The 21250-nt window shown below is 74.7% G+C and carries 25 protein-coding genes; 1 reads left to right on the top strand and 24 read right to left on the bottom strand.

What is annotated here, in order from left to right; genetic code table 11:
* The 9 genes from ACGFNF_RS00405 to hisD all read right to left on the bottom strand — a co-directional run bounded on the left by ACGFNF_RS00405 (position 1) and on the right by hisD (position 5989).
* A complete protein-coding gene (locus ACGFNF_RS00405) occupies positions 1 to 444 on the bottom strand; it encodes a MarR family winged helix-turn-helix transcriptional regulator (protein ID WP_151454278.1) in 444 nt (147 codons plus the stop codon).
* Between the two features lie 93 nt (positions 445 to 537).
* Positions 538 to 927, bottom strand: a complete 390-nt coding sequence (locus ACGFNF_RS00410; RefSeq protein ID WP_132236340.1) for a RidA family protein — start codon at positions 925 to 927, stop codon at positions 538 to 540.
* Positions 924 to 1649 (bottom strand): bifunctional 1-(5-phosphoribosyl)-5-((5-phosphoribosylamino)methylideneamino)imidazole-4-carboxamide isomerase/phosphoribosylanthranilate isomerase PriA, encoded by a 726-nt coding sequence (gene priA / locus ACGFNF_RS00415; RefSeq protein WP_357577662.1) that lies wholly within the window; start codon positions 1647 to 1649, stop codon positions 924 to 926. Before priA ends, ACGFNF_RS00410 begins: the two co-directional genes overlap by 4 nt.
* 17 nt (positions 1650 to 1666) lie before the next feature.
* Positions 1667 to 1990 carry a hypothetical protein gene (locus ACGFNF_RS00420; protein WP_357577661.1) on the bottom strand — a complete coding sequence of 108 codons (324 nt, stop codon included), beginning with the start codon at positions 1988 to 1990 and terminating at the stop codon, positions 1667 to 1669.
* A gap of 99 nt (positions 1991 to 2089) precedes the next feature.
* Positions 2090 to 2722 (bottom strand): imidazole glycerol phosphate synthase subunit HisH, encoded by a 633-nt coding sequence (gene hisH / locus ACGFNF_RS00425; RefSeq protein ID WP_357577660.1) that lies wholly within the window; start codon positions 2720 to 2722, stop codon positions 2090 to 2092.
* The gene (locus ACGFNF_RS00430; RefSeq protein WP_165947807.1) at positions 2719 to 2892 is read right to left on the bottom strand and encodes a hypothetical protein; all 174 of its coding nucleotides are present in this window, start codon (positions 2890 to 2892) and stop codon (positions 2719 to 2721) included. Before ACGFNF_RS00430 ends, hisH begins: the two co-directional genes overlap by 4 nt.
* A gap of 55 nt (positions 2893 to 2947) precedes the next feature.
* Positions 2948 to 3559: an imidazoleglycerol-phosphate dehydratase HisB gene (gene hisB, locus ACGFNF_RS00435; protein ID WP_132236332.1), complete on the bottom strand. Its 612-nt coding sequence runs from the start codon at positions 3557 to 3559 to the stop codon at positions 2948 to 2950.
* A 37-nt stretch (positions 3560 to 3596) separates the two neighbouring features.
* Positions 3597 to 4670, bottom strand: a complete 1074-nt coding sequence (locus ACGFNF_RS00440) for a histidinol-phosphate transaminase (protein WP_393164812.1) — start codon at positions 4668 to 4670, stop codon at positions 3597 to 3599.
* Positions 4667 to 5989 carry a histidinol dehydrogenase gene (gene hisD / locus ACGFNF_RS00445; RefSeq protein WP_393164814.1) on the bottom strand — a complete coding sequence of 441 codons (1323 nt, stop codon included), beginning with the start codon at positions 5987 to 5989 and terminating at the stop codon, positions 4667 to 4669. Before hisD ends, ACGFNF_RS00440 begins: the two co-directional genes overlap by 4 nt.
* 106 nt (positions 5990 to 6095) lie before the next feature.
* On the opposite strand from hisD, the gene ACGFNF_RS00450 reads away from it, so the two are divergent.
* On the top strand, positions 6096 to 6800 hold the full coding sequence (locus tag ACGFNF_RS00450; RefSeq protein ID WP_357577657.1) for an LON peptidase substrate-binding domain-containing protein: 705 nt from the start codon (positions 6096 to 6098) through the stop codon (positions 6798 to 6800).
* Here ACGFNF_RS00450 and ACGFNF_RS00455 read toward each other — a convergent pair.
* The 15 genes from ACGFNF_RS00455 to murC form a co-directional block, all read right to left on the bottom strand.
* Positions 6715 to 7689: a DUF2567 domain-containing protein gene (locus ACGFNF_RS00455; protein ID WP_393164816.1), complete on the bottom strand. Its 975-nt coding sequence runs from the start codon at positions 7687 to 7689 to the stop codon at positions 6715 to 6717. The two genes, ACGFNF_RS00450 and ACGFNF_RS00455, sit on opposite strands and share 86 nt — an antisense overlap.
* Before the next feature lie 56 nt (positions 7690 to 7745).
* Complete coding sequence (locus ACGFNF_RS00460) at positions 7746 to 9512, bottom strand: AAA family ATPase (protein WP_393164818.1); 1767 nt, start codon at positions 9510 to 9512, stop codon at positions 7746 to 7748.
* 310 nt (positions 9513 to 9822) lie between these two features.
* The gene (locus ACGFNF_RS00465; RefSeq protein WP_393164820.1) at positions 9823 to 10767 is read right to left on the bottom strand and encodes an RluA family pseudouridine synthase; all 945 of its coding nucleotides are present in this window, start codon (positions 10765 to 10767) and stop codon (positions 9823 to 9825) included.
* A complete protein-coding gene (lspA, locus tag ACGFNF_RS00470; protein ID WP_393164822.1) occupies positions 10764 to 11399 on the bottom strand; it encodes a signal peptidase II in 636 nt (211 codons plus the stop codon). The genes ACGFNF_RS00465 and lspA overlap by 4 nt, the downstream gene beginning before the upstream one ends.
* Before the next feature lie 66 nt (positions 11400 to 11465).
* The gene (locus ACGFNF_RS00475; protein WP_121400566.1) at positions 11466 to 11885 is read right to left on the bottom strand and encodes a TraR/DksA C4-type zinc finger protein; all 420 of its coding nucleotides are present in this window, start codon (positions 11883 to 11885) and stop codon (positions 11466 to 11468) included.
* A gap of 222 nt (positions 11886 to 12107) precedes the next feature.
* On the bottom strand, positions 12108 to 13607 hold the full coding sequence (locus ACGFNF_RS00480) for a potassium/proton antiporter (RefSeq protein WP_393165312.1): 1500 nt from the start codon (positions 13605 to 13607) through the stop codon (positions 12108 to 12110).
* Between the two features lie 22 nt (positions 13608 to 13629).
* Positions 13630 to 13929 carry a DUF167 domain-containing protein gene (locus ACGFNF_RS00485; RefSeq protein WP_393164824.1) on the bottom strand — a complete coding sequence of 100 codons (300 nt, stop codon included), beginning with the start codon at positions 13927 to 13929 and terminating at the stop codon, positions 13630 to 13632.
* Between the two features lie 18 nt (positions 13930 to 13947).
* Positions 13948 to 14592, bottom strand: a complete 645-nt coding sequence (locus ACGFNF_RS00490; RefSeq protein WP_393164826.1) for a hypothetical protein — start codon at positions 14590 to 14592, stop codon at positions 13948 to 13950.
* 76 nt (positions 14593 to 14668) lie between these two features.
* Complete coding sequence (locus ACGFNF_RS00495) at positions 14669 to 15481, bottom strand: DivIVA domain-containing protein (RefSeq protein WP_311411629.1); 813 nt, start codon at positions 15479 to 15481, stop codon at positions 14669 to 14671.
* A gap of 44 nt (positions 15482 to 15525) precedes the next feature.
* Complete coding sequence (locus ACGFNF_RS00500; RefSeq protein WP_088999245.1) at positions 15526 to 15831, bottom strand: YggT family protein; 306 nt, start codon at positions 15829 to 15831, stop codon at positions 15526 to 15528.
* 30 nt (positions 15832 to 15861) lie between these two features.
* Positions 15862 to 16557, bottom strand: coding sequence for a cell division protein SepF (locus ACGFNF_RS00505; RefSeq protein ID WP_357577653.1), 696 nt, complete (start codon positions 16555 to 16557; stop codon positions 15862 to 15864).
* A 191-nt stretch (positions 16558 to 16748) separates the two neighbouring features.
* Positions 16749 to 17495 carry a YggS family pyridoxal phosphate-dependent enzyme gene (locus tag ACGFNF_RS00510; protein ID WP_311411628.1) on the bottom strand — a complete coding sequence of 249 codons (747 nt, stop codon included), beginning with the start codon at positions 17493 to 17495 and terminating at the stop codon, positions 16749 to 16751.
* 9 nt (positions 17496 to 17504) lie between these two features.
* Positions 17505 to 18620 carry a cell division protein FtsZ gene (gene ftsZ / locus ACGFNF_RS00515; protein ID WP_363622263.1) on the bottom strand — a complete coding sequence of 372 codons (1116 nt, stop codon included), beginning with the start codon at positions 18618 to 18620 and terminating at the stop codon, positions 17505 to 17507.
* 246 nt (positions 18621 to 18866) lie between these two features.
* Positions 18867 to 19682 (bottom strand): cell division protein FtsQ/DivIB, encoded by an 816-nt coding sequence (locus ACGFNF_RS00520; protein WP_393164829.1) that lies wholly within the window; start codon positions 19680 to 19682, stop codon positions 18867 to 18869.
* Positions 19679 to 21232, bottom strand: a complete 1554-nt coding sequence (gene murC, locus ACGFNF_RS00525) for a UDP-N-acetylmuramate--L-alanine ligase (RefSeq protein ID WP_393164831.1) — start codon at positions 21230 to 21232, stop codon at positions 19679 to 19681. Before murC ends, ACGFNF_RS00520 begins: the two co-directional genes overlap by 4 nt.
* Between the last annotated feature and the right edge of the window lie 18 nt (positions 21233 to 21250).

Below are 21250 nucleotides of genomic sequence, written 5' to 3' on the forward strand. Positions count from 1 at the left end.
TCACTGCTCCTTCTGTCGGTGGATCGTCTCGGTGACCCGGGTGAGGGTGTCGCGCAGGGCGACCAGCTCCGCCTCGGTGAGGCCCGTGGCGCGGGCGACCCGCAGCGGCACCTCGTCCATCCGGTGCCGCAGGGCCCGCCCGTCGCCGGTCAGGCCCACCTCCACCCGTCGCTCGTCGCGCGCCGACCGGGTCCGGACGACCAGCCCCGCCCCCTCCAGCCGCTTGAGCAGCGGGGAGAGCGTGCCGGAGTCCAGGCGCAGGGCGGCGCCGAGCTCGGAGACCGTGGGGGCGTCGTCGCGCTCCCAGAGCACCAGCAGCACCAGGTACTGCGGGTAGGTCAGGCCGAACTCGTCGAGGACGGGCCGGTAGACGTCGGTGAGGGCGCGCGACGCGGCGTAGAGCGCGAAGCACACCTGCCGGCGCAGCACCAGATGGTCGGTCACCGGGAAACCGTAGCGCGCGATTAGATTGTGCGCAACCGATCAGGTCGCACAGCGGCACGTCGGGCGGCACCGGCTCGGCGCGCTTCCCCGGGCTCAGCGCTCGCCGAGGTACGCCTCCAACTCCACCTCGACCAGATGGTCCGGGTCGAGCAGGCCGGCCACCACCACCATGGTGGCCGCCGGACGGACCGCGCCGAAGACCACGTTGTGCGCCCGGCCCACCTCGTCGGCGTACGTCCGGTCGGTGACGTACATCCGGGTCCGCACCACGTCCCCGGGCTCCGCGCCCACCTCGGCGAGCGCGTCCAGGCCGATCCGCAGGGCCTGCGCGGTCTGCGCCGCCGCGTCCCCGACGTGGGTGACCACGCCGTCCACCGTCGAGGTGCAGCCGGCCGTCCAGGCCAGGTCGCCGGCCCGGACGACCCGGCAGTAGCCGTACACCGACTCCCAGGGGCCGCCCGAGCCGAGCCGCGTGACGGTCACGCCGCCGCCAGGGTTTCCAGCGCCTGCGCCACGGTGAAGGCGCCCGCGTACAGCGCCTTGCCGGCGATCACGCCCTCCACCCCGATCGACTCCAGGGTGGCCAGCGCCCGCAGGTCGTCCAGGGTGGAGACGCCGCCCGAGGCGATCACCGGGGCGTCGGTGCGGGCACAGACCTCGCGCAGCAGGTCCAGGTTCGGCCCGCGCATGGTGCCGTCCTTGGTGATGTCGGTGACGACGTAACGCGCCGCGCCCGCCTTGTCCAGCCGCTCCAACACCTCGAAGAGGTCGCCGCCGTCGCGCGTCCAGCCCCGGGCGGAGAGGGTACGGCCCCGCACGTCGAGCCCGATCGCCACCCGGTCGCCGTACTCCCCGCACACCCGGTCGCACCAGACCGGATCCTCCAGGGCGGCGGTGCCGATGTTCACCCGGGCGGCGCCGGTGCCGAGCGCGGCGTGCAGCGACTCGTCGTCGCGGATGCCGCCGGACAGCTCCACCTTCACGTCGAGCTGCCGCACCACCTCGGCCAGCAGGTGCGCGTTGGAGCCCCGGCCGAACGCGGCGTCGAGGTCGACCAGGTGGATCCACTCGGCGCCGTCCCGCTGCCAGGCGAGCGCGGCCTCCAACGGGTCGCCGTACGTCGTCTCGCTGCCGGCGGCTCCCTGCACGAGTCGGACGGCCTGGCCGTCGGCGACGTCCACGGCGGGCAACAGGGTGAGGCTCACGGTATTTCTCCTCGAAGTCAGGTGCGACGGTCCAGGGCGATCACCACGATCGCCGGCAGTACGAGCAGCAACAGCACGACCAGCGCGATGCGCAGCGCCAGGTCGTCGACGAGCGACCAGATCAGGACCATCGCCACCAGGGTCAGCAGCACGATGGCGGCCCGCTCGCCGCGACTGTGCCGGGGCAGCCGGCCCGTCCGCCCCCGGCGCAGCGACGGCGTCAACCGGCGGACGAGTGCCCGCCGCCGCGACCGCCGGGCGGTCCGCCGCTCGCGGACGGCCCGTTCCCGGGCGGCCTCGGCCTCCCGGGCCGCCCGGCGCCGGGCCCGCTCCTTGCTCACGGCGTGTCCCGCCGGGGGCGCGGTCGTCCGGGTAGCTGTCGACGCGGGACAGGGCGGCCGGCGGCGGGCCGGAGCGGGCCCGCCGCACCGGGCAGGCGCTCAGTCACCGGTGGAAAGCGTGGCGAGCCAGTTGCGCAGCAGCGCGGCACCGGTGTCGGCGGACTTCTCCGGGTGGAACTGCGCGGCGCAGAGCGGACCCCGCTCCACGGCCGCCACGAAGTCCGTCCCGTGGTGGGCGGTGGTGACCGTGGCGCCGGCCTCCGCCAGCGCGCCCGGGTCCCCGACCCCGTACGAGTGCACGAAGTAGAACCGGCTGTCAGCGGGCAGGCCGGCGAAGAGCACCGAACCCGCCGGCGCCGCGACCGTGTTCCAGCCCATGTGCGGCAGCCGGGGGGCGGCCAGCCTGGTCACCCCGCCGGGCAGCAGCCCGAGCCCCTTGGTCACCACCCCGTGCTCGTCGCCGTGCTCGAAGAGCACCTGCATGCCCACGCAGATGCCCAGCACCGGACGGCCGGCGGCGACGCGCTCGGCGATCACCGGGCCGGCGCCGAGGGCCTCGATCCCGGCCATGCAGGCGGCGTACGCGCCCACACCGGGCACCACCAGGCCGTCCGCCTCGGCGGCGGCGGTCAGGTCGTCGGTCACCGTCACGTCCGCGCCGGCGCGGGCCAGGGCGCGCTCGGCCGAGCGCAGGTTGCCCGACCCGTAGTCGAGCACCACCACCCGGCTCACGCGCCCTCCCCCGGCAGCAGCCACAGCACGCCGCCGACCGTGGCCAGCGCGGCGAGCAGCGCCGTGACGACCACCGCCCCACGCGGGGCGCCCTGCTTGTGCAGCGACCACGCCCCGCCGACCAGCACGCCGGCCAGGATCAGCAGCAACGTCGGCAGCACCCCACCCATCAGAACCGCCTTCCGTTCGCGCCTGCGGTACTCCGCTGCGCTGCGTTCCTCGCGCTCACAGAGCCCCCTTCGTGCTGGGGATCGCGCCCGCCGCGCGCGGGTCGACGGCGGTGGCCTCGCGCAGCGCGCGGGAGACCGCCTTGAACTGGGCCTCCACCACGTGGTGGGCGTCCGGGTGACCGCCGGGGCGGGCCGCCCGCAGCACGTCCACGTGCAGCGTGATCCGGGCCGCCTGGCCGAAGGACTCCCAGATGTGCCGGGTCATGCTGGTCGGGTAGACCGGCCCGATGTACGGCGCCAGCACCGGCTCGTCGTGCACCACGTACGGGCGGCCGGAGAGGTCGACCGCGGCCCGGACGAGGACCTCGTCCATCGGGACGGTGGCCGAGCCGTACCGCCGGATGCCGGCCTTGTCCCCCAGCGCCTGGTCGAACGCGGCGCCCAGGGCGAGCGCGGTGTCCTCCATCGTGTGGTGGGCGTCGATCTCCAGGTCACCCACGGTGCGCACGGTCAGGTCGAAGCCGCCGTGCCGGGCGATCTGGTGCAGCATGTGGTCGTAGAAGCCGACGCCGGTGCCGATCTCGGCCCGGCCGGTGCCGTCGAGGTCGATCTCGACGAGGACCTTGGTCTCCTTGGTGATCCGCTCCACGCGGGCGGTCCGGCTCATTGCTTGCCTTTCGGTCGCGACTGCGGGGCTCGCACGCTCACTGGATCTTCTCCATCGCGGCGAGGAAGGCGTCGGTCTCGGCGGGGGTGCCGGCGGTGACCCGCAGCCAGCCCGGCAGGCCGACGTCGCGTACCAGCACGCCGGCGTCGAGCAGGGTGCGCCAGGCGGCGGCCTGGTCGCCCCCGACCTCGAACAGCACGAAGTTGGCGTCGCTGTCGGCCACCCGCACCCCCCGCTCGCGCAGCCGCGCCACGATCCGGTCCCGCTGCTCGCAGATCGCGGCCACCGTGTCGAGGAGGGCGTCGCGGTGCGCCAGCGCCGCCCGGGCCGCGGCCTGGGTCAGCGCCGAGAGGTGGTACGGCAGCCGGACCAGCTGCACCGCCGCCACCACCGCCGGGTCGGCCGCCAGGTAGCCCAGCCGGCCGCCGGCGAACCCGAACGCCTTGCTCATCGTCCGGGTCACCACCAGCCGCGGGTGCCCGGGCAGCACCGCCAGGGCGCTGACCGTGCCGGGGCGGGCGAACTCGGCGTACGCCTCGTCGACGATCACCATGCCGGGCGCGGCGTCCAGCACCGCGGCGACCACCGCCGGGTCGAGGGCCGTGCCGGTGGGGTTGTTCGGCGAGCAGAGGAAGACCACGTCCGGGGCGTGCTCGCGGACCTGGGCGACCGCCTCGTCGGCGGTCAGCCCGAAGTCGACGCCGCGGCGGGCCGGCACCCACCGGGTGCCGGTGCCGAGGGCCAGCAGCGGGTGCATCGAGTACGCGGGGACGAAGCCGAGCGCGCTGCGCCCCGGGCCGCCGAACGCCTGGAGCAGCTGCTGCTGGATCTCGTTGGAGCCGTTGGCCGCCCACACCTGCTCGACGGTGAGCCCGTGACCCAGGTAGCCGGCCAGGTCGGCGCGCAGCGCCACGGCGTCGCGGTCCGGGTAGCGGTTGAGGTCGCGCAGCTCCGCCGCGAGGGCCTTGCCGATCGCGTCCACCACCGGCTCGGGCACCGGGTAGGAGTTCTCGTTGGTGTTCAGCCGCACGGGCACGTCGAGCTGCGGCGCCCCGTACGGCGACAGCCCGCGCAGGTCGTCGCGGATCGGCAGGTCGTCGAGGGTGGTCATGCCAGCTCCCCCGGGAAACGCACCTGGACGGCCCGGCCATGCGCCGGCAGGTCCTCGACGCCGGCCAGAGTGACCACGTGCGGGGCCACCTCGCGCAGCGCCTGCTCCGAGTAGTCGACCAGGTGGATGCCGCGCAGGAAGGACTGCACCGACAGCCCGGAGGAGTGCCGGGCGCAGCCGCCGGTGGGCAGCACGTGGTTGGAGCCGGCGCAGTAGTCGCCGAGCGACACCGGCGACCAGGCGCCGACGAAGATCGCCCCGGCGTTGCGTACCCGCAGCGCCCACTCCCGGGCGTCCCGGGTCTGGATCTCCAGGTGCTCGGCCGCGTACGCGTCCACCACCCGCAGCCCGGCGTCGAGGTCGTCGACCAGGACGACGCCGCTCTGCTCGCCGGTGAGCGCGGTGGTGACCCGCTCGGCGTGCTTGGTGGCCGGCACCTGCCGGGCCAGCTCCCGCTCCACGGCCTCCACCAGCTCGACCGAGGGGGTCACCAGCACGCTGGCCGCGAGGGGGTCGTGCTCGGCCTGGCTGACCAGGTCGGCCGCGACGTGCGCCGGGTCGGCGGTGTCGTCGGCCAGGATGGCGATCTCGGTCGGGCCGGCCTCGGCGTCGATGCCGACGACGCCGCGCAGCAGCCGCTTGGCGGCGGTGACCCAGATGTTGCCCGGCCCGGTGATCATGTCGACCGGGTCGCAGTGCGCGGCACCCTCGGCGTCGACCGCCGCGCCGTACGCCAGCATCGCCACTGCCTGGGCGCCGCCGACGGCGTAGACCTCGTCGACACCGAGCAGGGCGCAGGCGGCGAGCACCCGGGCGTCGGGCAGGCCGCCGTTCTCCTTCTGCGGCGGACTCGCCACCACCAGCGAACGCACCCCGGCCGCCTGGGCCGGCACCACGTTCATCACCACTGTCGACGGGTACATCGCCAGGCCGCCGGGGACGTAGAGGCCGACCCGGTCGACCGGCACCCAGCGCTCGGTCACCGTGCCACCCGGCACCACCTGGGTGGTGTGGTCGGTGCGCCGCTGGTCGGCGTGCACCTTGCGGGCCCGCGCGATCGACTCCAGCAGCGCGGCGCGCACCTCGGGAGCGAGGGTGTCCTCCGCCTCGGCGATCGCCTCGGCGGGCACCCGCAGCACCTCGGGCGAGACCCCGTCGAAGCGCTCACTGGCCTCCCGGATCGCCGGGTAACCATGCTCCCGGACCGCCTCCACGAGGGGGCGGATCCGCTCGACGGCCACGGAGACGTCGAGTTGGGCACGGGGCAGCAGGCGGCGCGGGTCACGGACGCCGCCGCGCAGGTCGATCCGGTTCAACACCCTTGCGAGTCTAGGCGGCCCGCCCGGACGGCGACCGGCGCCGCCCGTACGCCGGGACGGTGAGCCGGGCCACGCCGCCGCGCCGGGATCGGGCTACGCTCGACGCGTGACTGCGCGGCTGCCGGTGTTTCCGCTCGGAATGGTCCTCTTCCCCGGTCTGGTGCTGCCGCTGCACATATTCGAGGAGCGCTACCGCGCCCTGGTCCGGCACCTGGTCGCGCTGCCCGAGGACGCCCCGCGCGAGTTCGGCGTGGTGGCCATCCGGACCGGCTGGGAGGTCGCCCCCACCGGGCCGGACGGCAAGCCGCTGCCCGGTGGCGGCGACGTCACCCTGCACGAGGTGGGCTGCACCGCCGAGCTGCGGCAGGTCACCGAGCGCCCCGACGGTGGCTTCGACATCGTCACGGTGGGCAAGCGCAGGTTCCGCGTCGCCGACGTCGACCGGAACACCGAGCCCTACCTGACCGCCGACGTGGAGTGGCTGCCCGAGCCGGGCGGGCCCGACGAGGTCGCCGACCTGCTCGCCGCCCGGGTGATCTCGGTCTTCCGGCAGTACCTGGGCCTGATCCGGGCCGATCCCGAGGAGCTGTCCGAGCAGTTGCCGGAGGATCCGACGGTGCTGTCGCACCTGGTGGCCGCCACGGCCGTGCTGACCGTGGCCGACCGGCAGCGGCTGCTCGCCATCGACGACACCGCCGCCCGGCTCCGCGCCGAGCTGCGCCTGCTCAACCGTGAGGCGGCGCTGCTGCGCCAGGTGCGGGCGGTTCCGGTGCCGCTGACGGAGCTGGCGTCTCCGCCGACCCCCAACTGAGCCCGGGCACGCCGGGCTCGCGCTCCGGGCGCAACGACGGCCAGCGGGACCAGCCGGCCAGCAGGGTGTACGTCACCGCCGCGCCGAACGCCGGCAGCAGCAGGTTGCCGTGCGGCACCGGCAGCACGCCGAACACCCACTCGATCCCGCCGGCCCGCAGGTCGGCCGGCTTCTCGAAGGCCTGCCCGACGGGCGCGCTCTCCAGCAGCCGCTCGTAGCCGGCCAGCCCCGTGCGCCGACCCACTTGCCAGGCGACCAGCGCCGCGCCGAAGGCGCCGAGCACGACGGCGAACAGCCCGACCGGTCCCCGGAGCCGGCGCAGCAGGAACCACAGCGCGAGAGCGGCGAGCACCCCGAAGCCCAGCCCCAGCAGGCTGAACCAGCCGTCGGCGGCGATCGGCTGCTCCGGCTGCGGCTCGGCGTAGATCGCCCCCTCGGCGACCTTGATCACCGGCGTGTCCGGCGCGAGGGCGGCCCAGAGCAGCCCGAGCGGCACCCCGAGCACGGTCGTCACGAGCGCCGTCAGCAGGGCGAGCCGCACCGCCCGCCCGCGCGGCAGGTCCGGCTCCGCCGGCGGCGCGAGCGGGTAGCCGGCGGCGTATTCCAGCCCGGCCCCGCCCGGTACGTACTCCACCGTCCCGCCGTACGGCGGCCCGCCGGCCGGTGCCCGCCACGCGTCGCCGGTCGGGGCGTACGCCGGCGTGCCTGTCGTGGTGTGCCACGGGCCGCCGGTCGTGGCGTCGTGCGGCGGGGCGGGTTCCCCGGCGGCGTGCGGGTGGTCGGCGGGGCCGACGCGGTGCGGCGGGTCGGGTGCCGCCCAGGCGGCCGGTGCCCCCGGCTCGTCGGGCAGGTGGCCGGGCCGGTCGGGTTCGGGGGTGTCCGCGCTCACCCGGTGATCCTCTCAGGCCCGTGGGCGGCGTGGGCCGTCGGTGGCGGCACACCCGCTCACCGGGCGAACGGCTCCAGCATCACCGAGGCGGCCTTCAGCCACGCCTGCCGGGTCTCCTGCTGGAGCTGGTGGTACTCGATCGAGGAGCCGGTCTCCAGCGCCGGGTCGTACGGCACCACGGCGACGGCCCGGGTACGGGTGGCGAAGTGCCGCTCCAGGTCGTCCTGCAACGGCGAGCGGCCCGGGGTGGGGCAGGAGATCAGGGTGACCGCGTTGTCGGCCAGCTCACCCATCCCGACCTCGTGCAGCAGGTCCAGCATCCAGTCGGCGCTGAACGCGGCGTCCTCGCGGGGCACGGTGGTCACCACGAGCTGGTCCGCCGCCTGCATGACGGTGCGCCAGTTGGCGCTCTCCACGTTGTTGCCCGTGTCCACGCAGACCACGTCGTGGGTGCGCCGCAGCAACTCCAGCACCCGCCGGACGGTGAACTGGTCGAGTCGCTGGGCGAAACGGGGGCTCTCCTCGCCGGCCAGCACGTCGTACGAGCCGTCGGAGGCGTGCCGCAGGTAGTCGTCCAGGTGCGCCAGCAGCTCGGCGCCCTCCTTGATCTCGACGTGCGCGAGATCGCCGACCAGGTGCCGGATGGTCCGGGCGTGCCGGGCGCTGCCGGCGCGCAGCCCGAGCGTGCCGCGCAGCTCGTTGTCGTCCCAGGCCAGCACGCCCCGCCCGCGTACGCTGCCGACGGTCGCCGCGGCCAGCACGGTGGCGGTGGTCTTGTGCACGCCGCCCTTCGGGTTGGCGAACGCGAGCACCCGGGGGGTGCCCAGGTCGCGGCGGAGCACCCCGACGGCGCGCTCCACCTCGTCCTCCGTGCCGCGTGGGCGCCACTCGACGCGCGCCGGGTAGCCCCGCTCGGCGGGCGGCGGTGCGAGCGGCGGCACGGCGGGCGGTGGCGCGGCGATCGGCGGCACAACGGGCGGTGGCGCGGCGGGCGGCGGTACCGCTGGTGGTGGCACGGCCGGCGGCGGCGCGGCGGGCGGGGCCTGGTGGGCGCGCCGGGAGCGATAGCCGTTGTCGAGCACCGCGTAGCGCGACTCGACCGGGGGCGGCTCGTGCCGGTAGCCGTTGTCCAGCACCGCGTAGCGCGACTCGACCGGCCCCGGGCCCCGGCGCGGCTCGGTCTCGATGCGGGGCGGCGGGGGCTGGGCCGGCACGCGGTACGCCGGCTCGGCCGGATACCCCGGGTCCGCCCGGTAGGTCGGCTCGATCGGGTCCGACCGGTAGGACGGCTCGATGGAGCCCGACCGGTAGCTCGGCTCGATGGGATCCGCCCGGTAGCTCGGCTCGACCGGTTCCGCCCGGTAGCTCGGCTCGACCGGTTCCGACCGGTAGGACGGCTCGACCGGATCCAACCGGTAGCTCGGCTCGGGCGGTTGTTCCGGCTCCACCCGGTAGGCGGGCTCCAGCGGGTCCATCCGGTAGGCCGGCTCCACCCGGTAGGTGGCCTCGGCCCGGTAGCCGGCGTCGACCGGGCGGCCGTACTCCGCGCCGTACGGCGGTGGGCCATCCGCGCCGTACGGCGGTGGGCCGGGCTCCGGCACGTACGGCTCGGGGGCCCGCCCGATGGCCGGCACCCGCGCGGCATAGCCGTTGCCCGACGAGCGGCGGGGCAGCGGCTCCGGCGGGAGGGGCGGCGGATCGGCGTGTCGGTCGGCCTCGGCCTGCTCGGCCGTGCGGCTGCCGTGCCGGGCCCGGTCGAGCAGCGCCCGCCACCGCGGTGCTGGTTCGGCCGGCCGCCCCCAGCCGGTCTCGCTGCCCTCCAAGGCTCGCCCTCCCAGCGCCATCGATGCCCGTCTGACAGGCTACGAACGAAACCCTATTCGGACCACACCCGTCTACGCACCTTCGGTTCTTCGTCCCGTCACGGCACGGGCCCCGGTACGCCGTCGGCGCCGGCGTACCAGGAGGTCGACAGGACGGCCGGCGGCGACCCGCCGCCGACCGGTCCGGCCGGTTTCGGTGATGGTCGCGTCACGCCCGGCGCGGCTTCCGACGTTTCGCCCACGGTCGGGGCGGGGGCACCGGCACACATGGCGGGATCCCCTCGTCGGATCGTCACGGGCGGGACGACGCTCAGTCGCGGAGGATCTCGAGCGCGCGGTCCAGGTCGTCAGGGTAGTCGCTGACGAAGCGCACCTCGTCCCCCGTGCGGGGGTGCAGGAAGCTCAGCGACCGGGCGTGCAGCCACTGCCTGGACAGGCCGAGCCGGGCGGACAGGGTCGGGTCGGCGCCGTACGTGAGGTCGCCCACGCACGGGTGCCGCAGCGTGGAGAAGTGCACCCGGATCTGGTGGGTGCGCCCGGTCTCCAGCCGCACGTCGACCAGGCTCGCCGCCGGGAACGCCTCCACCGTGTCGTAGTGGGTGATGCTCGGCTTGCCGCCGGAGACCACCGCCCAGCGGTAGTCGTGGGTGGGGTGCCGGTCGATCGGGGCGTCGACGGTGCCGCGCAGCGGGTCCAGGTGCCCCTGCACCACCGCGTGGTAGCGCTTCTCCACCTCGCGGTACTTGAACGCCCGCTTCAACGCGGTGTACGCCTGCTCGCTCTTGGCCACCACCATGATGCCCGTGGTGCCGACGTCGAGCCGGTGCACCACGCCCTGCCGCTCGGCGGCGCCGCTGGTCGAGATGCGGTGCCCGATGGCGGCCAGCGCGCCGATCACCGTCGGGCCGGTCCAGCCGGGGCTCGGGTGGGCCGCGACGCCGACCGGCTTGTCCACCACCACGATGTCGTCGTCGGCGTACACCACCCGCAGCCCGGGCACCGCCTGCGGCACCACGGTGGGCGGGGCGACCGGCGCGGGCAGGGTCACCTCCAGCCAGGAGCCGGCCTTCACCCGGTAGGAGTTCGGCCGGGCGGCCCCGTCGACAAGCGCGTCGCCGGCGTCGACCAGGGCCGCGGCGGCGGTGCGGGACAGCCCGAACAGCCGCGACACGGCCTGGTCGAGCCGCGTGCCGTTGAGGCCGTCGGGGACGGGCAGGGAACGGTGGTCGCCGCCGGCGGCGAAGGCGGCGGTCATGCCCGCTCCCGCTGCCCGGCGTCGGCCTGGGCCGCCGCCTCGTCGGTGGACTCGCCGTGGCCGATCCGGCTGCCGTCACGCTGCCGGCCGGTCAACTCCAGCAGGAGGGCGAGCAGCACGCCGCAGACGAGGGCGCTGTCGGCCAGGTTGAACACCGGGAACACCCGGCCGTACGGGGCGAAGACGCTGACCATGTCCACCACGTGCCCCACGAACCAGCCCGGGGCGCGGAAGACCCGGTCGGCGAAGTTGCCCAGCGCCCCGCCCAGCACCAGGCCCAGCGAGATCGCCCAGGGCAGCGAACGCAGGCGCAGCGCCATCCAGACGATCCAACCGACCACCCCGAGGGTGATCAGCGGGAAGACCCAGGTGTAGTCGGCGCCGATGCTCCACGCCGCGCCGCTGTTGCGGGTCAGGCTGAGGTAGACCGCGCCGCCGAGAAGCCTGACCGGCTCGCGGTCCTCGAGCGTGCCCAGGGCGAGGTGCTTGGTCGCCGCGTCGGCGGCGAGCACCGTGAGCGCGAGGCCGAACAGGGTGGCCGCAGCCCGGCGGTGGGGCGTGCCGGACCCCGGCTCGGCGCTGTCGGCACCCGGCTCAGCGCTGCCGGGCCCGGCGGGCGGTGCTTCGGACATCTGCTCCCCATCGACGCTCGCGGCGACGCGTCCGCGCCGCCTCCCATGGCCGCCGGGGAGCGGGCCTCAGCGCCGCTCCTCCAGCTGCTTGCACGTCACGCAGAGGGTGGCCGACGGGAAGGCGGCGAGCCGCTCCACCGGAATGGGGTTGCCGCACCGCTCGCACCAGCCGTAGCCACCCTCGTCGAGCCGCTCCAGCGCCCGCTCGACCTGCGTGATCCGTTCCAGGATGCTGTTGGCGAGTGAAATCTCCTGCTCACGCTCGAACGTCTTGGTCCCGGTGTCGGCCTGGTCGTCCCCGGCCGAGTCGGTCAGCCGGTCGCGCTGCAGCTCGGTGATCTCGCTCAGCGTCCGATCGTACTCGGCGCGCAACTCGTCACGCCGCGCCGCCAGGGCCGCCCGGATCTTCTCGGTCTCCGCAGCGCTGCGGGTGGCCTTCGCCACCGGCTTCCGGCCGGCGGTCCTGGTGTCGGCTGGCTTCGCCATCGTCGCTCCCTCGGCCGCGGAACCGCGGCGTTCCGCGGCACCTGGACAGGGGCCGCCGGCATCGGCGCCCCCAGGTACAAAAGGGGCGCGCGGCGACGGGGCCGCGCACTCCGGAGATTCGCAAGAATACGGAACGTACAGGCGCACGACAACGTGCCGCTCCGACGTACCGGCGTTCGGCCCCTGGTCATCCCTAACCGGGGCAAAAGGAACGCTAGCAGATCACGTGTCGGGACCCTGGCCGTACTCGCCAAACCAGCGGGCCAGCCGACCCCGCCGGCTGACGGCCCGCAGCCGCCGCTCCGCCTCGTCGCGCACCCCGGCCGTGGCCACGATCAACATGCTGTCGCCGGTCATCAGCCGGAAGTCCGGGCCGGGCACGACGCCCGCTCCGTCGCGCAGCACCAGGGTCACCGAGGCGCCCAGCGGCAGCCGCAACTCGTCGACGTGCACCCCGGCCAGCCGGGAACCGGGCGGCACCTCCAGCTGGAGCAAGTCCGCGCCCATCCGCTCCAGCGGCGCCGTCTCCACCCGGATCTCGGTCGCCTCGGCCGGCGCGGTCACCCGCAGCCGGCGGGCCACCGGAGCCAGCGTCCCGGTCTGCAGCAGCGTGAAGATCACCACCAGTACGAAGACCGAGTCGAAGAGCCGGTCGGCGCCCGGCACCCGCTCGGACAGCGGAATGGTGGCGAGCACGATCGGCACCGCCCCGCGCAGCCCCGCCCAGGACAGGAACGCCTGCTCGCGCAGGCCGAACCGGAACGGCAGTGCGGACGCCGCCACCGACAGCGGCCGGGCCAGCAGCACGAGCGCCAGCCCGGCGACCACCGCCGGCAGCACCGCCGAGCCCAGCCGGCCCGGCGAGACGAGCAGCCCGAGCAGCACGAAAAGCCCGATCTGGGCCAGCCACGCCAGGCCGTCGGCGAAGCCGAGGATCGCCTGCCGGTGCGGCAGCCGGGCGTTGCCGAGGATCACCCCCGCCACGTAGACGGCGAGGAAACCCGAGGCGTGCAGCACCGCGCCGGCGGCGTAGGCGAACACGGTCAGCCCGACCGCCGCGATCGGGTAGAGCCCCGCCGACGGCAGCGCCGCCCGGCGCAGCGCCCACCGCCCGCCGACGCCGGCCGCGAGACCGACCGCCGCGCCGGCGCCCAGCTCGTAGCTGACCAGGGAGATCTCGTACCACCACGGGTGGCTGACGCCCTCCCGGGACAGCAGCACCACCAGCAGCACGACCGGGGCGTCGTTCATCCCCGACTCCGCCTCCAGGGTCGCCACCAGGCGGGGCGGCAGCCGCAGCCGGCGCAGCGTGGCGAAGACCGCCGCCGCGTCCGTGGAGGAGAGCACCGCGCCGTAGAGCAGGGCCAGCCGCCAGTCCAGTCCCAGCAGCAGGTGCACGACGAGGCCGACGACCAGGATGCTGACCACCACGCCGACCGTGGAGAGCAGTGCGGCCAGCCCGAGCACCGGACGCAGGGTGCTCCACCGGGCGGTCAGCCCGCCCTCGGCGATGATCACGATGAGCGCGCAGAAGCCCAGGGTCCGGGTCAGGTCGACGTCGTCGAAGCGGATGCCCAGCCCCGCCTCCCCGATCGCCACCCCGAGGGCCAGGTAGGCCAGGAGGCTGGGCACGCCGAGCCGGGTGGAGAGACGGACCGCGCCGACCGCGACCAGCAGGACACCCGCACCGAGCAGGAGCGCGAGATCCAGCCCCGGCGTCACCGCCGCCCGGCCCCGGCGTCCGTCACCCGGCGGCCCCGTCACGCAGCCGGTGCAGTGCCTCCGTCAACTCCGGGGCCGGCCCCTCGACCAGGAAGAGCTTGTCGCGGCTGGCCGCGCCGGCCCGCAACGACACCGCGCCCGGCCGTACGCCCAGCGCCTCGGCCAGCGCCCGCCGGGCCGCCTCGGTGGCCCGCCCGTCGACGGCGGGGGCGTGCACCGCGATCACCAGGGCCGGCCCGTGCGGCCCGTCGAAGCGGCCGCCGACGCGGGCCCGGGCGGAGCCGGGCTTGACCCGGACCGCGACGGTCAGCGTGGCGTCCATCAGGAAGCGTCCCGCCGCTCAGATCCGACCGGCGTCGGCGAGCAGGGCGGTGTCGGGCGCGCAGCGGGCGCACGGGGTGAAGCCGAGGTCGACGGCCTCTGCGACCGGAAGCGGCTCGTGCTCCCGCCCCACGAGGTACGCGCAGTCGGCCAGGTGGTAGCGGGGCCGCCCGTCGACCACCCGCACCTCGGCGGCGAGGCGGGCCACCCGGGCGGCCTCGCCCGGCGTGACGTCCTGCGCGGGCGGCTCGTCGTCGTACGGCACAGCGGGGCCGGCACCGGGCGTGGCGGCGGCCGGGACAGTGCCGGTGGCGGCCGGGACGGCGCTGTCGGCCACCGGCGGCTCGGGCGGTTGCCGCCACCCGGTGCCGTCGGCGTAGACCGTGGAAGGAACGTGCTGGACGGGGATCTCCGGCTCCGCCGACGGCCCACCGGCGAAGGCCGGTCCGGCCGGGCGGGTCGCCCGACGGGGTCGCCACCCCGGCCGGCCCGGGTCCGCCGCCGCCCGGTCCGCGGCCGCCTGGCGGGCGCCCGCGACCAGCGCGACGGCGGCCAGCAGGCTGGCCGCGATGGAGATGGTCAGGAGAACGCTGGAGCCACCGGCCAGGCCGAGCACCAGCAGCACCACCGCGACGAGGATGAGCAGGAGACTGGCGACTATCACGGCTCACCCCCGCCGCGTCGTGCTGATGAGGCGAGGTCGGCGACCGTCATCGTGACGACGGCCGCCGACCGATGGTTCAGCGCCCGGTCTCGAGAGCGCCGGAGCGACCGCCGCCGCCGTAGGAGCCGGCGAGCCCTGCGGTGGCCAGCCCGTTGCCGCCGCCGGCGGCCCGGGTGCCCTCACCACCACGGGTCATCTCGACCTCCAGGCCCTGGCCGCGGCCGTCGAGGTCACGCAGCTGGCTCTCCAGGTATGCCTTGAGCCGGGTGCGGTACTCACGCTCGAACTGCTTGAGCTCCTCGATGTGCTTCTGCAGGGCCGTGCGCTTGGCGTCCAGGCCGCCCATGGCCTCCTGGTGCCGCTGGCGGGCGTCGCGCTCCAGGGCGTCGGCCTTGGCGCGGGCCTCGCGGGTGACCTCCTCGGCCTTGGAACGGGCCTCGGAGAGCAGCTGGTCGGCCTCGCGACGGGCGTCGGAGACGTGGTCGTCGGCGGTCCGCTGGGCCATCATCAGCACCCGCAGCGCCTGCTGCTCACCGTCGGCGCCGCCGACGGCCGGGCCGCCGGCGGAGCGAACCTGCTCCAGCTCGGCCTGCATCGCGCGGGCGGCCTGCTCGGCCGCCGCCTTGTCGCGCTGCACCCGGTCGAGCTGGGCCTTGACGTCGTTGAGCTCCGCCGCGAGACGGGCGTCGCCACCGGGGCCGGCGGGGGCGCCACCACGGCCGCCGCGCTCCACCTGGGCGCGCAGCTCGTTGTTCTCCTCGATGAGACGGGCAAGCTCGCGCTCGACCTCGTCCAGGAAAGCGTCGACCTCCTCCTCGTCGTAGCCCCGCTTGCCGATCGGCGGCTTTTTGAAGGCGACGTTGTGGACGTCGGCCGGGGTCAGCGGCATCGAAACTCCTCGGGTCAGTTGCGGCCGCGAAAGCGCGTCGGTCATCAGACGGTGCCGATGATCGACCGCCTCAACACGAACTCCATCAGCACGAACAGGATAACCAGGAGCACAAGTGAGGCCAGGTCGATGCTCACGGTACCAATTCGCAACGGAGGGATCACACGCCTCAACGCGTTGAGAGGGGGATCAGTGACGCTCCACACGATTTCCAGCCCCACCGATGCCCCACGCCCCGGCTGCCAGCGACGGCCGTACTGGAGGACGGCGCTCAGGACGAACCGGGCCAGCAGGACGAGCAGGAAGAAGTAGAGCACCAGATAGAGCACTTGCAGCACGATCGACAACACGGCAGGCGACGTCCCTCGGGTCGGGCGGGGCTAGCTCAGGCTGAAGAAGCCGCCCTCGGCGATCTTGGCCTTGTCCTCCGCGGTGACCTGGACATTGGCCGGTGAGAGCAGGAACACCCGATTGGTCACGCGCTCGATCGTACCCCGCAGCCCGAACGCGAGGCCGGCGGCGAAGTCCACAAGTCGGCGCGCGTCGGCCTCGTCCATCTCGGTGAGGTTGATGATCACCGGAACGTTGTCGCGGAAGTGCTCACCGATGGTGCGCGCCTCCCGGTACGTGGTGGGGTGCAGCGTGGTGATCTGGTAGCGCTGCTCCTCCTCGGCGACCACCGCACGCTCCCGGGGCTGCGCCTGCGGCGCCAGGGCCAGGTTGTCGCGGGTGTGGTAGGTCAGCGCGCCCGACGTGTCGCCGGCCGACGGCCGGGTGATGGAGCGGACGCTGGACCGCTCGGCCCGCTCCGGCCGGTCGGTGTCGCCCCGCTCGGCGTCGGAAACCCGACCGGCGGCGCGCTCGGAGAGCCGGCCACGGTCGCTCAGCCGGGACCGGGGCGCCGGCGGCTCCTCGGAGTCGTCCTCGTCGTCGTCGGCGAACTCCTCCGAGTACCGGCTCTGCCGGTAACGCGAATCGCGGTAGCCACCCTTGTCGTAGCCACCGTCGTCGTAGGCCCGCTCGTCGTCCTCTTCGACCAGACCGAGCCAGACCCCCGCCTTGCGCAGTGCACCCATCCCGCGCCCTTCCCGTCCGCCGTGCGGCACGCGCCCCCGTACCGTGTCGCTTGTCGCGAGTGGACCACTTCTGCCCACCGGAGCGGACCGGCAATCCCCTGGCACGCGATTCGCGTCGCGTGCCACGACCCCCGACAACGGGATGCCGATCCCCCAAACAACACAGATGTAATTTGCTTCCCGCGGTCAGGCTACCGCAGCGTGGGACGCATTCCGAGCAACGCGCTGCCGACGCGGACATGTGTCGCGCCGTACCGGATCGCGATTTCCAGGTCGCCGCTCATCCCGGCGGAGAGCGCGGCGGCTCCCGGGTGGACCGTCCGGAACCCGGCGGCCACCTCGGCCAGCCGGGCGAACGCCCGCTCCGGCTCCCAGCCCAGCGGCGCCACCGCCATCAGGCCGGCCAGCCGCAGCGCCTCCGCGCCGGCCACCGCCTCGGCCACCGCGCCCAGCCCGGCACCCGGGTCGGCCGAGCCGGGCAGCGCCCCGCCCCGCGCCGCGTCGCCGTCGATGCTCACCTGGACCAGCACGTCCAGCGGCCGGTCCCGCGCCGCCGCCGACGCCGCGTCCAGCGCCCGCGCCAGCCGGACACTGTCGACCGAGTGCACGACGTCGGCGTAGCGGACCACCGACCGGGCCTTGTTGCGCTGCAACTGCCCGATGAAGTGCCACCGGGGCGTCACCCCCGCCGCGGCCACCTCGGCCGACTTGGCGGACGCCTCCTGGTCGCGGTTCTCCCCCATGTCGACGACGCCGAGCCCGGCCAGGGCCACCACGTCCCCGGCCGGGTAGGTCTTGGTCACCGCGATCATGGTGACCTCGGAGTCGTCCCGACCCGCGGCGGCACAGGCGTCCGCGATCCGGGACCGTACGCGGCCCAGGCCGGCCGCGATCTCGGCGCGCCGGTCCGGGCGCACCGTGGCTGGGCTGTCGGTCATCGGCGGTACTCAGGAACCGTTCTTGAGGAAGTCGGGCACGTCGACGTCGTCGAAGAGCACCCGGCGGGGCGACTGCTGCGGGGCCGGCATGGTGGCCGGCGGCGCGACCGGGGTGCTCGGCTGCGCCGGCTGGTTCTGGTTGCTCTTGCGGGGCGGCTCGGCCGCCTTGTACGCCGGCGTGCCGCCGTCGAAGCCCGCCGCGATGACGGTGACCCGCACCTCGTCGCCGAGGGCGTCGTCGATGACGGCGCCGAAGATGATGTTGGCGTCGGGGTGGGCCGCGTCGGTGACGAGTTGGGCCGCGTCGTTGATCTCGAACAGGCCCAGGTCCGACCCGCCGGCGATGGAGAGCAGCACGCCGCGCGCGCCGTCCATGCTCTGCTCCAGCAGCGGGCTGGAGATGGCCGCCTCGGCCGCCTCGACGGCGCGGTTCTCGCCCCGCGCGCTGCCGATGCCCATGAGCGCGCTGCCCGCGCCGCTCATCACGCTCTTCACGTCGGCGAAGTCCAGGTTGATCAGGCCCGGCGTGGTGATCAGGTCGGTGATGCCCTGGACACCGGAGAGCAGCACCTGGTCGGCGGTGCGGAACGCGTCCATCATGCTGATGTTGCGGTCGCCGAGCGCCAGCAGCCGGTCGTTGGGGATGACGATCAGCGTGTCGCACTGGTTGCGCAGTTCGTCTATTCCGGACTCCGCCTGCACCTGGCGGCGCTTGCCCTCGAACGAGAACGGCCGGGTGACCACGCCGATGGTCAGCGCGCCGAGCTTGCGGGCGATGTTCGCCACCACGGGCGCGCCGCCGGTGCCGGTGCCGCCGCCCTCGCCGCAGGTCACGAAGACCATGTCGGCGCCCTTGAGCACCTCCTCGATCTCGTCGCGGTGGTCCTCGGCGGCGTTCTTGCCGACGTCGGGGTTGGCGCCGGCGCCGAGCCCACGGGTCAGCTCACGGCCGACGTCGAGCTTCACGTCGGCGTCGCTCATGAGCAGCGCCTGCGCGTCGGTGTTGATCGCGATGAACTCGACGCCCTTGAGCCCAACCTCGATCATCCGGTTGACGGCGTTGACGCCGCCGCCACCGATGCCGACGACCTTGATGACCGCCAGGTAGTTGTGCGGAGGTGTCATCTCCGGTCCTTTCCCTTCGAGATTGGCATGGGCCGACCGGGTAGGGCCTGGCCAGACCAGCGGCCGACGACAGCTGTCCCCAGCGAGGATCAGGGTTGAACCCTCACCCTCTACTAGAGGCTTACTGTTATGTCAACCACTGATCCCCTTCGGGGCAACGTAAGCGCCCTCACGCGATGAGCCAAGGACCCGCTCGGCGTGTCGCCGCCGGAGCGGGACGGGTCACGTCGCCGGTTGAGCGGCCGGTCACCGCAGGGTAACCACGTCGGGCGCGCTGACGTCGATGGTGTCGGCCTTCCGGTCGAGCAGGGCGCCGGCCACCCGGGCCTTGTCCGCGCCCCGGGTCGCGTCCCCCCAGACCACCACCCGGTCGCCGCGCAGCCGCAGCGTGATCCGGGCCAGCCCCTCGACGGTCACGTCCACCAGCTCGGCGCGCAGCTGCGGGGTGAGCGCGCCGAGCACCTCCAGCGCCGCCCGGGTCGAACCGTCGTCCGGGCCCGGGTCGGCGAGCCGGACCACCGGCAGGCCGTCCGGCGCCCGCGGCACGCTCCGGAAGACCACACCCGCGCGGTCGATCACCACGAACTGCTCCCCGCGCGGCACCGCCGCCACGCCGGTGCGCTCCGTCACCCGGACGACAAGCGTGTCCGGCCAGTCCCGGGTCACCACCGCCCGCTGGACCGCCGGCAGCTCGCCGACCCGCCGCGCGGTGGCGGCCAGGTCCACCCGGGCCAGCGGGGCGTCGTCGGGCACCGCGGCCGCGTCGCGGACCTGCACCGTCGTAACCAGCGCGGCACCCTCGACGCGGACCTCACGCACCCCGAACAGGCCGGTGCCGAGCAGGGTCCAGGCGACCAGGCCGGCCACCGCGAGCACGCCCGCGGCGACCGCCCACGGCAGGGCCGCGCGCATCCGACGCTGCCGGGCCCGGGCCATGAACCGGCGGGTCGAGGCGGGGACCGCGTCGCTGCCGGCCCGGACCAGCTGCCACCGCCGCTGCGGCCCGCGCCGGCCGCCGCCGTCCGCGCCGGTGGTGCGCCCCCGCGCCGGACCGGGACTCATCCGGCCGCGGGCGCCGCGCCGTCCGCGACCGCGCCGCCGGCACCGCCGACGCCGGGGACGGTGCCGCCGATGGTGGTCGTCCCGCCAGCGTCGCCGCCGGGCGTCGTGCCCGCCGGCGCCGCCGGATCGGTGGTACGCGCCGAGAGCGCGGCCAGCAGCTGGTCCCCCATCAGCGAGATCGGCGGGGCACCCATGGTCACCACCACGTCGCCGGGGCGGGCCCGCCGGGTCACCTCCACCGGCGCGGCCTCCCACGAGTCCACGAAGACCTTCCGCTCCGCAGGCAGCGCCACGGCCTCGATCAGCGCCGCCGAGCCCTCCCCCGGCTCGCGCAGCTCGCCCGGGCCGAAGACCTCCAGCAGCACCAGCTCGTCGGCGATGGCCAGCGACTCGGCGATCTCCGCCTGGAGTTCGCGGGTGCGGTAGAGCCGGTAGGGCTGGAAGACCACGATCAGCCGGCCGTCCCCGGCCACCTCACGCAGCGTCTGCAACGCCAGCGTCATCGAGGTCGGGTGGTAGGCGTACTCGTCGTAGACCAGCACGTCGTCCGCGACGCCCTTGCGCTCGAAGCGCCGCCGCACGCCGGGGAACGCCGCGAGCGCGCCCTCCGCCGCCTCGAGCGGCAGCCCCAGCAGGTACGCGGTCAGCACGGCCGAGGCGCTGTTGAGCCCCATGTGCCGCCCGGGCACCGGCAGCCGGAACTCGCCGAGCGACCGCCCGTCGATGCTCGCGAGGTAGCGCACGCCCCGGGCCGACGAGGCGATGTCGGTCAGCCGCAGGTCGGCGTCGGCCGCCTCGCCGTAGGTGTGCACCCGACGGCCCTCCGCGCGCAGCGTCTCGGCCAGCCGCCGCCCGCCCGGGTCGTCGGCACAGGTGATGATGAAGCCGTCCGGGTCGGTGAGCCGGGCGAACTCGGCGAAAGCCGCCTCCAGCGTGGCGAGGTCGCCGTAGGTGTTCAGGTGGTCGGCCTCGACGTTGGTGATGATCGACACGTACGGGCGGTAGATGAGGAAGGAGCGGTCGCTCTCGTCCGCCTCGACCACGAAGTGCTCGCCCGTGCCGTGGTGGGCGCCCGAGCCGACCTCGGAGATCTCCCCACCGATCACGAAGGACGGGTCCTGCCCGGCCTGCTGGAGCACCATGGTGACCATCGAGGTGGTCGTGGTCTTGCCGTGGGTGCCCGCGACCGCCACCGTCCGGCGGCCCGTCATCGCGGCGGCCAGCGCCTCGGAGCGGTGCAGCACGCGCAGGCCGCGCCGGCGTGCCTCCACCATCTCCAGGTGGTCCTGCGGGATCGCCGAGGAGTAGACGACCGTGTCGACGCCGTCGAGGTTGGACGCCTCGTGGCTCATGTGGATCGTGCCGCCGAGGGCGCGCATGCCGGCCAGGGAGGGCCACTCCCGCAGCTCGCTGCCGGAGACCCGGATGCCCCGGGTCAGGAAGAGCCGGGCCAGCCCGCTCATGCCGACCCCGCCCACCCCGATCAGGTGGATCGTGCCCAGGTCCTCGGCGGTGAGCGTGCCGGCCGGGGTGAACTGTGCGGTGTTCATGCCGAGTACCTTCCCCTC

The organism is Micromonospora sp. NPDC048868 (assembly GCF_043198195.1).
Taxonomy (GTDB): Bacteria; Actinomycetota; Actinomycetes; order Mycobacteriales; family Micromonosporaceae; genus Micromonospora; species Micromonospora reichwaldensis.

Coding starts and splice junctions, on each gene's coding strand:
- ACGFNF_RS00465 (WP_393164820.1), bottom strand. CDS start 10,767: ATGACCGCCGCCTTCGCCGCCGGCGGCGACCACCGTTCCCTGCCCGTC.
- ftsZ (WP_363622263.1), bottom strand. CDS start 18,620: ATGACACCTCCGCACAACTACCTGGCGGTCATCAAGGTCGTCGGCATC.
- lspA (WP_393164822.1), bottom strand. CDS start 11,399: ATGTCCGAAGCACCGCCCGCCGGGCCCGGCAGCGCTGAGCCGGGTGCC.
- ACGFNF_RS00520 (WP_393164829.1), bottom strand. CDS start 19,682: ATGAGTCCCGGTCCGGCGCGGGGGCGCACCACCGGCGCGGACGGCGGC.
- hisB (WP_132236332.1), bottom strand. CDS start 3,559: ATGAGCCGGACCGCCCGCGTGGAGCGGATCACCAAGGAGACCAAGGTC.
- ACGFNF_RS00495 (WP_311411629.1), bottom strand. CDS start 15,481: ATGCCGCTGACCCCGGCCGACGTCCACAACGTCGCCTTCAAAAAGCCG.
- ACGFNF_RS00510 (WP_311411628.1), bottom strand. CDS start 17,495: ATGACCGACAGCCCAGCCACGGTGCGCCCGGACCGGCGCGCCGAGATC.
- ACGFNF_RS00505 (WP_357577653.1), bottom strand. CDS start 16,557: ATGGGTGCACTGCGCAAGGCGGGGGTCTGGCTCGGTCTGGTCGAAGAG.
- ACGFNF_RS00475 (WP_121400566.1), bottom strand. CDS start 11,885: ATGGCGAAGCCAGCCGACACCAGGACCGCCGGCCGGAAGCCGGTGGCG.
- ACGFNF_RS00430 (WP_165947807.1), bottom strand. CDS start 2,892: ATGGGTGGGGTGCTGCCGACGTTGCTGCTGATCCTGGCCGGCGTGCTG.
- murC (WP_393164831.1), bottom strand. CDS start 21,232: ATGAACACCGCACAGTTCACCCCGGCCGGCACGCTCACCGCCGAGGAC.
- ACGFNF_RS00440 (WP_393164812.1), bottom strand. CDS start 4,670: ATGACCACCCTCGACGACCTGCCGATCCGCGACGACCTGCGCGGGCTG.
- ACGFNF_RS00485 (WP_393164824.1), bottom strand. CDS start 13,929: ATGGACGCCACGCTGACCGTCGCGGTCCGGGTCAAGCCCGGCTCCGCC.